This is a genomic window from Bacillus sp. GMa5/1, from assembly GCF_050172015.1.
Taxonomy (GTDB): Bacteria; Bacillota; Bacilli; order Bacillales; family Bacillaceae_G; genus Bacillus_A; species Bacillus_A cereus.
Genome location: NZ_JBNLYC010000045.1, coordinates 23,913 through 34,335 on the forward strand (window position 1 = coordinate 23,913; position 10,423 = coordinate 34,335).

Consider the following 10,423-nt stretch of genomic DNA (forward strand, 5'->3'; position numbering starts at 1 on the left):
TCCATCAATTCTCCCTACCTTCGTTTTAGTTTAAGTCTTAAAACGACTAAACAAAACGTGGAGTAGGATTCTTCATTTAGCAATCCTGCTCTTCTTTGTTTTGTTTAGTTAGTAACAATTAAGTCCTAAACAAAACGCTATGTGTAAGAAGAGTCTTTTTTTTGCCAAATTATCCTTCGGGCAATCATAATTTCCCCACTCTCGTATTTTTTTCGCTAGACTAAAGTATCTGAGCTGAAAAATACGCTACGTGTATGATTCGTCAATACGATGCCACATGCTCCTTCGAGCGATCATGATATCAAAATCCCTTCCTTCAAGATTTATACTATTATATCATACTTTTAAAAAATGTATGCGGATGGAAACCGACAATAAACGGAGGGAATCTACAAAAAATGTTATGTTTAAATATTTTTGTAGAAAAGCCTAAGTTATTTCGGAGGATTGGACAGTTTGTAACGGTTTGTCCAATAAGTAAGAAAAAAAGGTTTTATTCCGTTGTATTCTTTTCATCACTTTTATCTTTGAAAAACGCATCCCAACTAATCACACTTAAAAAAGTTAAAGCGATAATAACGAAAGCACGCATAAGCTGTAGACCTCCTTTTGTACATAGTATATGAATCATTCGATTCGGAATGTGTCATTTTTTTACAAGTCTTAACTATTATGAGAGTATATTAATATAGATAGATGAAGGGGAGAATGAAGGTATGCTAAAAGAAATGTTCAAAAGAAAAGAATTAATATGTATTTCATGTCAGAAAAAAATTCAATATGAAGAAGAGCTTGTTGCTTTTGTAAAGTTGCCGAAAGAAAGAAGTATATTAGTTGGCCCTTTTGATGTGTGTTTGGCAAAAACAGCACAAGAGATATATTGTAAATCATGTTACGACAAAAAAAGCATGACCCAAAGTAATTGAGGGGCATGCTTTTTTCATTGGTGTGCTTTCCCCTCAGATACATTTTGAGTGAGTCGATACCAAAGCCAAAGGTCATTAATGATGGAAGCAAGATCGGCAATTTCTGAATTTAGTTTACAAGAAACTTCGAAGTCTTCTTCGTTATTTAAATAATGTTGTTTTTTATTAATATAGTGCTCAAGTTCTTTTATACGATCAGGAATTTTCCCGCGAACTTGTTCCCATTTTAGTAAAATAGCATGTTGCATTTTTTCGGGGATTTCTTCCCAGTCTTCTTGTAAATGTGGAATTTCAATTCCTAGATGTTCATCGTATAAGAAATACTTTTCCATAAGTTCACCCCCGTTTTCCTGCTTATATTGTACAGAAAAACAGAAAGAAGTTCGACGAAATTGTTTGAAAAAATTTGAAAATGACTCTTGATACATTTTGTGAAAGGTGTTAAAGTGTGAATTATTATAAAAGAAAATGAATATTTATTCTTTAGGGGGATGCAAAATGGAGAAGAAAAAAGTTGTATTAGCATATTCCGGAGGTCTTGATACTTCCGTTGCAATTAAATGGTTACAAGAGAAGAATTATGATATTATCGCGCTTTGTTTAGACTTAGGGGAAGGTAAAGACTTAGCATTTGTAAAGGAAAAGGCACTTTCAGTAGGTGCAATTAAATCATATATGATTGACGTTCAAGAAGAATTTGCAAGCGAATATGCATTGATGGCGATGCAAGCACACACATTATACGAAGGAAAATACCCTCTTGTCTCTGCATTATCTCGTCCGCTTATTGCGAAGAAATTAGTAGAAATCGCAGAACAAGAAGGCGCAACTGCAGTTGCACACGGATGTACAGGAAAAGGAAATGACCAAGTTCGTTTTGAAGTTTCTATCCAAGCATTAAATCCTTACTTAGAAGTGATTGCGCCTGTACGTGAATGGAAATGGTCACGTGAAGAAGAAATTGCATATGCAAAAGAAAACGATGTACCAATTCCGATTAATTTAGATAGCCCGTTTTCAATCGATCAAAACTTATGGGGACGCAGCAACGAATGTGGAATTTTAGAAGATCCATGGGCAGCGCCGCCAGAAGATGCATATGAGATGACATTAGCGTTAGAAGATACACCGAATAAACCAGAGTTTGTAGAAATCGGATTTGAAGCGGGCGTACCGACTACTTTAAATGGCACTGCATATTCACTTGCAGAATTAATTAAAACGTTAAATGCGCTTGCTGGAAAACACGGCGTTGGACGTATTGATCACGTAGAAAATCGTCTTGTCGGTATTAAATCTCGTGAAGTATACGAATGCCCAGCAGCAATGACGTTAATCACTGCGCATAAAGAGTTGGAAGATTTAACACACGTAAAAGAAGTAGCGCATTTTAAACCAGTGATTGAACAGAAAATAACAGAACTTATTTATAACGGTTTATGGTTCTCACCTTTAAAACAAGCGCTTCATGCATTTTTACAAGAAACGCAAAAGAATGTAACAGGTACAGTGCGTGTGAAATTATTTAAAGGTCATGCGATTGTAGAAGGACGTAAATCTGAATACTCTTTATACGATGAAAAATTAGCAACATATACTGCCCAGGACGAATTTAATCATGATGCAGCAGTTGGATTCATTTCATTATTTGGTTTACCGACGAAAGTATACAGCCAAGTGAATCAAAAGAAGGTGGAAGCGTGAGCAAACTTTGGGGCGGACGTTTTACTGAAGAAGCGGAAGCGTGGGTTGAAGAGTTTGGAGCATCCATCTCTTTCGATCAACAATTAGTAAATCAAGATATAAACGGGAGTATTGCACACGTAACGATGCTGGCAAAGCAAGGCATCGTTACGAAAGAAGAAGCAGAGAAAATAAAGATAGGTCTTCGATATTTATTGAAAGAAGCAAAAGAGAATAAGCTACAATTTTTAGTAGAAGCAGAGGATATTCATTTAAACATCGAAAAAATGTTAATTGAACAAATTGGCGAAGTAGGAGGAAAACTTCACACTGGCCGAAGTCGTAATGATCAAGTAGCGACAGATATGCATTTGTATTTAAAAGAAAAGGTAGAACATATTATAAAAGCTACAAAACAATTGCAAACTGTTCTTGTTCATCAAGCAGAAAATAATATTGAAACGATTATGCCTGGCTATACGCATTTGCAACGTGCTCAGCCGATTTCATTTGCTCATCATATTCTCGCTTACTTTTGGATGTTAGAGCGTGATGTAAATCGTTATGAAGATTCGTTAAAGCGTATTAATATCTCCCCATTAGGAGCAGGAGCGCTAGCTGGGACGACATTCCCGATTGACCGAGAATATAGTGCGGAGCTTCTTGGATTTAATGGAATATATGAAAATAGTTTAGATGCAGTAAGCGATCGTGATTTCATCTTGGAGTTTTTAAGTAACTCATCTCTGCTTATGATGCACTTATCGCGCTTTTGTGAAGAACTTATTTTATGGAGTAGCCAAGAGTTTCAATTTATTGAAATGAGCGATCAATACGCAACTGGAAGCAGCATTATGCCGCAAAAGAAAAATCCGGATATGGCGGAACTAATCCGTGGTAAAACAGGCAGAGTATACGGTAATTTATTCAGTTTACTTACAGTAATGAAAGGATTACCGCTCGCTTACAATAAAGACTTGCAAGAAGATAAAGAAGGAATGTTTGATACAGTAAAAACAGTAGAAGGATGCCTTCATATTATGGCAGGCATGCTTGAAACGATGACTGTAAACAAAGAAAAAATGGGGCAAGCTGTGACGCAAGATTTCTCCAATGCAACAGAAATTGCCGACTATTTAGCAAACAAAGGACTACCATTCCGTCAAGCTCATGAAATTGTTGGGAAGTTAGTGCTATATTGCACACAAAAAGGAATTTATTTATTAGATGTCTCGCTTGAAACATATAAAGAAATGAGCTCTTTATTTGAAGAGGATTTGTATGAAGTTCTTTCACCATATGCGGCTGTAAAGCGTCGTAATAGTTCGGGTGGAACAGGATTTGAACAAATCAAAAACGCTTTGGAGAAGGCGAAGGGGTTAACGAAAGAATTTATTAAGAATTGAGTTGGGAAGTACGCCAGTCTAGTAAAGTCTGGCGTACTTTGTTTTTTAATAATATTTAAGTTACAATATAGTAAAAAATAACAATTTAGGGGAAGTCTATGAAAAAAATAGTGTTTATCATTGTACTGGTAATTAGTTTAATTGCAAATGCTAAAGTGTTTCTTTTGGACAAATATGTGTATGTTGGTGAAAAAGAAAAGCGAGAAGAAGCGATTATCGCAACGATGTGGCATTTGCAAGATAAAGGATATAAAGAAAGTGATATTTTATATATAAAACCGGCCTTTTATAGCAAAATGGATTCGTATGGAATGAATGTGCAGTTTAAAGATGAACCAAATGAATCATATACATATAGAGTTTTAAAAGATACGAAAACAAATAAACTAACTGTACACCAAGATAGCAATGAGCAAGGTGGTATGGGCGGGAAGCATCAAGAGCTTAAATAAAGAAAGAAAACGACTGATGGCATTCGCCTGCAGTCGTTTTTCTTTTAATCATACTTATGTCGATCTTCCGTAATTCGAATATACTCAATATCCATCAAATCTCTAAGTAATGCACCGTTACTTAGTTCAACGCCATGTTTCTCTTTAAAATGAGTACGAATCGTATCTAGCATTTCGAGTTCTTTCCCATTCACATCTAAAATAATACGTTCAGAATCATCCATGTTGCATCCTCCTTTTTTACACATATATATTTTGTCCGTCTATTTCTAAAAAATGTATGTTAACGTAATGTTAGGAAATAAGAAAGGGATGAAAAATGAGACGTATTTATTTTATAGGGTTAATTTTGTACACGCTAATTGTATTACACGTTGCATTCCCAAATATCTTTTCATTTGAGGATTTAGAAACAGTACACGTTGCGATATTTATTTTTGCTCTATTTGTAGTAGATTGCTTTATTTCTATATGGATTTCGAAAAGAAAAGATATACAAGGTGAAAAAGAAATGGAACGGAAAAAGAGAAAACATTCATTTTGGATGATGACATACTGTTTGTCTTTGTGCTTACTGCTGCTTTTTTTAGTGAACATATTCCATTAGAAAGATTAAATATTGGATTTGGAGCGTTCGTATTTGCATACTATTTTTTTATGCACTTTCTTCCTTATATGAAAGAAAAGCGAGGAGAAGAGGAAAATCCGCTTGTAGAAGAAGCGAGAGAGCAAGAGCATAAGAGAATAGAAGAAGATATAAAGGAACTCGGAGAACAAAAGTGGTATTTAAAATCAAAAATCATATATGTTCTTTGCTTTATTACGCCGCCAATTGGCTATTTGTACGTTTTCTTACTTCGTAAAAAAATGACAGCAGATGCAAGGCAAACGTACTTAACGATCGCGACAATTATGATGGCATTATGGTCTTTGAAGTTTCTTCCGCCTTATGTGTTGGCAATTACCGTTGTTGTCGTAGCATGTCTTGTGTTTATAGTGAAGTTTATAAAATGAAAAACACCAAGCCTATGTGGACTTGGTGTTTTATCTATAAATTAAAGCTCACCTTGTTCCTCATCACCACGAACAACAAGGACATCGCATTTCGCATAGCGAATAATATGTTCAGAGACGCTACCAATTAGGAAACGCTCAACAGCATTTAAACCAGTCGCACCACACATAATTAAATCTACTTTATGATTTGGAGCGATTTCTTTTGAAATTTTTGATTTAGGATTACCGAATTCTAATACAGTTTCAATTTTTTCAAGACCAGCTTCAAGCGCAGTTTTTTTGTAGTCTTCTAATAAGTCTTCTGCAAATAGATTTGCACGTTCCGCAATTGCACGGCTATAAGCTTCTACTGCTGAGTATGCTTTTACATCAACGATATGAGCAATTGTTAATGTTGCATTGTTGCGCTTTGCGACTTGAATTGCTTTTTTAAAGGCTTTTTCTGCTTCTTTAGAACCATCCACCGCGATTAAAATATTTGTATATGTATTATTCATAGTAAATTCCTCCCAATCTGTTTTATAACTGTTTACAACTTAATTATAAAACAAATTTTGGTAACGTGCTTGCCAGAAACGTTACAGAATTTTGAAAACTCTGTTTCAATTCATTTTAGTTGTAATTGGAGCGAGAACTTGTTACATATGAAGTATAGCAATTTAAAAGGGGGCAGTTTTGTGAGACATGCGCTCATTACAGCCGGTACGAAAGGTTTAGGAAAGCAAGTAACAGAAAAGTTATTGGCTAAAGGCTATTCAGTAACAGTAACGTACCATAGCGATACCACGGCTATGGAAACGATGAAAGAAACATATAAAGATGTGGAAGAGCGTCTACAATTCGTGCAAGCGGATGTCACGAAAAAGGAAGATTTACATAAAATAGTAGAAGAAGCGATGAGCCGTTTTGGCAAAATTGACTTTTTAATTAATAATGCTGGTCCATATGTATTTGAACGAAAAAAGTTAGTTGATTATGAAGAAGATGAATGGAATGAAATGATTCAGGGAAATTTAACAGCGGTATTTCATTTATTAAAACTTGTCGTTCCGGTCATGAGAAAACAGAACTTTGGCCGTATTATTAATTACGGATTTCAAGGGGCGGATAGTGCACCGGGATGGATTTATCGTTCAGCTTTTGCCGCAGCGAAAGTAGGACTTGTTTCATTAACGAAAACAGTTGCTTATGAAGAAGCGGAGTATGGTATTACTGCGAACATGGTATGTCCTGGTGATATTATAGGTGAGATGAAAGAGGCAACTATTCAAGAAGCACGTCAGCTGAAAGAGCATAACACACCGATTGGTAGATCTGGAACAGGTGAAGATATTGCAAGAACCATTTCGTTTTTATGTGAGGACGATTCCGATATGATTACCGGTACAATTATTGAAGTTACTGGTGCAGTGGATGTTATTCATAGACATCGATAGAATAAAATAAGATGAAGTTTCAAATAATTGGACAGTTTATCCATTGTGCTGAGAGGTACGGATAATACTGTCCTTTAATATAAAATTAAATCTATCGGAAAACTCGTGGTATTTTTTTGTCAAATATTGAGATATTATGTTAAAATATAAGAGCGTAGAAAGCGCTTTAAAAAATGATTCAGGGGTCATTTCATAACTCAAGGGGGAACTAATCATGCGTATCGGTATTCCAACAGAAATTAAAAACAATGAAAACCGCGTGGCAATGACGCCAGCGGGAGCAGTACATTTAGTACAAAATGGTCACGAAGTTTTTGTTCAAAAAGGAGCAGGTTTAGGATCTGGCTTTACGGATGAAGAATACGTACAAGCTGGTGCGAAACTTGTTGAAACTGCTGAAGAAGCATGGAATCAAGATATGGTTATGAAGGTAAAAGAGCCAGTAGCAAGTGAATACGGCTATTTCCGTGAAGGTTTAATTTTATTCACATACTTACACTTAGCTCCAGAACCAGAATTAACGAAAGCATTAATCGATAACAAAGTTGCATCAATCGCATATGAAACAGTACAATTAGACAATCGTTCTTTACCTTTACTTGCACCTATGAGTGAAGTAGCTGGTCGTATGTCTGCACAAATCGGTGCACAATTCCTTGAGAAAAACAAAGGTGGTAAAGGTATTTTACTTGCAGGCGTTCCAGGGGTAAAACGCGGCAAAGTAACAATCATCGGCGGTGGTCAAGCTGGTACAAACGCAGCTAAGATTGCAGTAGGTTTAGGTGCAGATGTAACAATCATTGACTTAAGTGCAGAACGTCTTCGTCAATTAGATGATATTTTCGGTAACCAAGTAAAAACATTAATGTCTAATCCATACAACATTGCAGAAGCTGTTAAAGAATCTGACCTTGTTATTGGTGCAGTATTAATTCCAGGTGCAAAAGCGCCAAAACTTGTAACTGAAGAAATGATTCAATCAATGGAACCAGGTTCTGTCGTTGTAGATATCGCGATTGACCAAGGTGGTATTTTCGAAACAACTGATCGTATTACAACTCATGACAACCCAACTTACGAAAAACATGGCGTTGTTCATTATGCAGTTGCTAATATGCCAGGTGCGGTTCCACGTACGTCAACTCTTGCATTAACAAACGTAACAGTACCATATGCAGTACAAATTGCGAACAAAGGTTACAAAGATGCTTGCTTAGGCAACACTGCATTACTAAAAGGTATTAACACATTAGATGGATATGTAACATTCGAAGCAGTTGCAGAAGCTCACGGCTTACAATACGCTGATGCGAAAGAGCTACTTGAAAAAGCTCCTGCTTTATCATAATAGAAATACATTTGAGACCTTCCTTTATGAGGAGGGTCTTTTTTATATGGGGAAATAACATGTGAATAATTGTTATTTATTGGTGTAAATCGATTTTTATTATGATAATTTAGAATTATATAACAAAAAGAGGGGATTCAATGGGGAGCAAAAAGAGGAAGAAAAAGCAAGTTAAGAGACAAAAGTATATGAAGAGAAAACAGGAACAGAACATACCTTTTTCAAAAAAAGTAGTCCTTATGATAGAAAAAGTATTTCGATATATTTGTATGTTCTTGTATGTGATTTTTTGTGTGTTTTTATGTGGGATGGTTAAATGTTTGGGGATAACACCTAATGTTATTGAAGGTATTTTTGGCGTTATGCTTGTTATGGTAGAAGGAATCTTATTCTTTATATTATTTGATAAGGTTTGGCCTAGTCATGAAAGTAAAAAAGATAGAAAAAGAAGCAAAAAATCTTCATCCAATTCAAGCTCATCAAGTGGATTCGGTGACTACAGTAGCAACGATTGTAGCAGCTCAAGTGATGGCGGAGGAGATTGCGGAGGTGGTGGAGACTAAGTTGGTTTTTCAGAAGAACGACTAATGGAAGGATGGGATGAAATATGGAAACTGTGAACTTAATAGAATTAACAAAAGACATTCAAGATCAACATAAAAACTTCGTCGTTTCAAACATAAACAGTCATTGCTTACGCATCGCTGTATTTACTGGTGAATATGATTGGCACTATCATTCTAATTCGGATGAATTATTTATTGTGCTAGAGGGAGAGTTACTTATTGATTTTGAAGATGGAGAAACGGCGGTTTTAAAGCCAAATGATTCTATTTTAATTCCAGCATGTACGATTCATAGAACGAGAGCATTAAAGAGGACGGTAAATCTTTGTTTTGAACATATAGAGGCTGATACGATTATAGTGGAGCAATTATGAAAAAATTATCTGTAGCCGAGTATAGAAAAATCATTCCGATTTTGGAAAGTAATACAAGAACGACGACATTTGCTTATGCGGTATGTGAACAAATGGTAGATGGTGAGGTTTTTGTAAACGGGCAATTAACAGCAGGATTAATTATTACAGCTAACGGTATCTATTATTTATTTGGTGATACTGATGATCAAAATTATAACGAAGAGTTATTTTCGTATTTAAAAACAGCTATTGAGAAAACAGAGAAGAGATTTACACTCTTTACTTCAAGTGAAGAGTGGGAAATGATGTTAGAAGAGCGTTTTAGTAATACACTTCGGAACATCCCGCGAATGAAATTTCAAAGAGTAACCTTTGAGGAGAGAAAACGAGATTGTAACAAAAATACATATGAAGTGAAGCGTATTGATAGAAGAGATATAGAGCGAAGCAGTGAATTTAAAGAGGAGTACTACAAAGGATATTGGGGATCAAAAGAAACGTTTTTGAATAGTGGTTTTGGATTTTGTATAGAACAAGATGGGATAATTGTAGCTGAATGTGTCTCAATATTTAGCGGGAATGGTTATGCTGAAATAGATATCGCAACACATGAAGCATATCAAGGAAAAGGATTAGCTCAAGCTGTTGCGACACGGTTCGTTGAGCATTGCATGCAAAATGATATTACACCGTGCTGGGATTGTTATGTAGACAATATTCCTTCGCAAAAACTAGCTAGTAAATTAAGTTTTCATAATCCGATAGAATATAGATTGTTTGTAAGTAAGAAAACGGGGGAATAAAAATGAATGTGGAATTAACGAGATTTAAAGTTAAGCCTGGTAAGAGTCATCGAGTAGATGAATGGATGCAGCTTCTTAATGACAATATGAAAGAAGTCCTTTTGACATTAAACGACGAAAAGATGTACGTTGAGACAATTTTCCGGGAAATAAGAGATGGAGAAGAGTACTTATATTGGTATTCTGTGCAAGGAGAAGGCGGGGCTCTTGTCGAAAATTCTCATTATGAAATCGATAAAAAGCACTTAGCGTTTTGGTATGAATGTATTGATGAAGAAGCAATGTCTATTGATATGAAAACAGAAGTTGTTATGATTCAAGATGTTGTGAGGGAAGCGATGGAGTAATAGAGTAATATTTTGTGAACAAAAAACAGTCTTATTTTTTTGCTGAAATATATATTATTGGAGATGCTATAGGATGAGAATTA

General features: G+C 35.5%; 13 protein-coding genes and 1 pseudogene. 11 read left to right on the top strand and 3 right to left on the bottom strand.

Annotated elements, in window-relative coordinates; genetic code table 11:
* Positions 1 to 716 precede the first annotated feature (716 nt).
* Entirely contained in the window at positions 717 to 926 is a 210-nt protein-coding gene (locus ACQGSG_RS13520; protein WP_000910674.1) for a hypothetical protein, read from the top strand.
* 14 nt (positions 927 to 940) lie between these two features.
* On the opposite strand, the gene ACQGSG_RS13525 is transcribed toward ACQGSG_RS13520, so the two are convergent.
* Positions 941 to 1,258, bottom strand: coding sequence for a hypothetical protein (locus tag ACQGSG_RS13525; RefSeq protein ID WP_000417216.1), 318 nt, complete (start codon positions 1,256 to 1,258; stop codon positions 941 to 943).
* Positions 1,259 to 1,424: 166 nt separating this feature from the next.
* On the opposite strand from ACQGSG_RS13525, the gene ACQGSG_RS13530 reads away from it, so the two are divergent.
* The 3 genes from ACQGSG_RS13530 to ACQGSG_RS13540 all read left to right on the top strand — a co-directional run bounded on the left by ACQGSG_RS13530 (position 1,425) and on the right by ACQGSG_RS13540 (position 4,467).
* Positions 1,425 to 2,630: an argininosuccinate synthase gene (locus tag ACQGSG_RS13530; protein ID WP_053514531.1), complete on the top strand. Its 1,206-nt coding sequence runs from the start codon at positions 1,425 to 1,427 to the stop codon at positions 2,628 to 2,630.
* Complete coding sequence (gene argH, locus ACQGSG_RS13535; RefSeq protein WP_087948525.1) at positions 2,627 to 4,015, top strand: argininosuccinate lyase; 1,389 nt, start codon at positions 2,627 to 2,629, stop codon at positions 4,013 to 4,015. The genes ACQGSG_RS13530 and argH overlap by 4 nt, the downstream gene beginning before the upstream one ends.
* 98 nt (positions 4,016 to 4,113) lie before the next feature.
* Positions 4,114 to 4,467, top strand: a complete 354-nt coding sequence (locus ACQGSG_RS13540; RefSeq protein ID WP_098348595.1) for a DUF3139 domain-containing protein — start codon at positions 4,114 to 4,116, stop codon at positions 4,465 to 4,467.
* A 44-nt stretch (positions 4,468 to 4,511) separates the two neighbouring features.
* Here the strand turns inward: ACQGSG_RS13540 and ACQGSG_RS13545 are convergent, their stop codons facing one another.
* Positions 4,512 to 4,691: a hypothetical protein gene (locus ACQGSG_RS13545; protein ID WP_000342765.1), complete on the bottom strand. Its 180-nt coding sequence runs from the start codon at positions 4,689 to 4,691 to the stop codon at positions 4,512 to 4,514.
* 95 nt (positions 4,692 to 4,786) lie between these two features.
* On the opposite strand from ACQGSG_RS13545, the pseudogene ACQGSG_RS13550 reads away from it, so the two are divergent.
* Positions 4,787 to 5,481, top strand: a pseudogene (locus ACQGSG_RS13550) (hypothetical protein).
* Positions 5,482 to 5,522: 41 nt separating this feature from the next.
* Here ACQGSG_RS13550 and ACQGSG_RS13555 read toward each other — a convergent pair.
* The gene (locus tag ACQGSG_RS13555) at positions 5,523 to 5,981 is read right to left on the bottom strand and encodes a universal stress protein (protein WP_001066673.1); all 459 of its coding nucleotides are present in this window, start codon (positions 5,979 to 5,981) and stop codon (positions 5,523 to 5,525) included.
* Between the two features lie 147 nt (positions 5,982 to 6,128).
* Here ACQGSG_RS13555 and ACQGSG_RS13560 point away from each other — a divergent pair, with 147 nt between their 5' ends.
* From ACQGSG_RS13560 to ACQGSG_RS13585, 6 genes are all read left to right on the top strand, one after another.
* The gene (locus ACQGSG_RS13560) at positions 6,129 to 6,920 is read left to right on the top strand and encodes an SDR family oxidoreductase (protein WP_002062486.1); all 792 of its coding nucleotides are present in this window, start codon (positions 6,129 to 6,131) and stop codon (positions 6,918 to 6,920) included.
* A gap of 214 nt (positions 6,921 to 7,134) precedes the next feature.
* A complete protein-coding gene (gene ald, locus ACQGSG_RS13565; protein ID WP_001219402.1) occupies positions 7,135 to 8,268 on the top strand; it encodes an alanine dehydrogenase in 1,134 nt (377 codons plus the stop codon).
* Positions 8,269 to 8,408: 140 nt separating this feature from the next.
* On the top strand, positions 8,409 to 8,831 hold the full coding sequence (locus ACQGSG_RS13570) for a hypothetical protein (RefSeq protein ID WP_000534947.1): 423 nt from the start codon (positions 8,409 to 8,411) through the stop codon (positions 8,829 to 8,831).
* A 44-nt stretch (positions 8,832 to 8,875) separates the two neighbouring features.
* On the top strand, positions 8,876 to 9,208 hold the full coding sequence (locus ACQGSG_RS13575) for a cupin domain-containing protein (protein ID WP_000450931.1): 333 nt from the start codon (positions 8,876 to 8,878) through the stop codon (positions 9,206 to 9,208).
* Positions 9,205 to 9,993 (top strand): GNAT family N-acetyltransferase, encoded by a 789-nt coding sequence (locus ACQGSG_RS13580; protein WP_098348258.1) that lies wholly within the window; start codon positions 9,205 to 9,207, stop codon positions 9,991 to 9,993. Before ACQGSG_RS13575 ends, ACQGSG_RS13580 begins: the two co-directional genes overlap by 4 nt.
* Before the next feature lie 2 nt (positions 9,994 to 9,995).
* Positions 9,996 to 10,340 (top strand): DUF6176 family protein, encoded by a 345-nt coding sequence (locus tag ACQGSG_RS13585; RefSeq protein WP_001100208.1) that lies wholly within the window; start codon positions 9,996 to 9,998, stop codon positions 10,338 to 10,340.
* Positions 10,341 to 10,423: the final 83 nt, after the last annotated feature.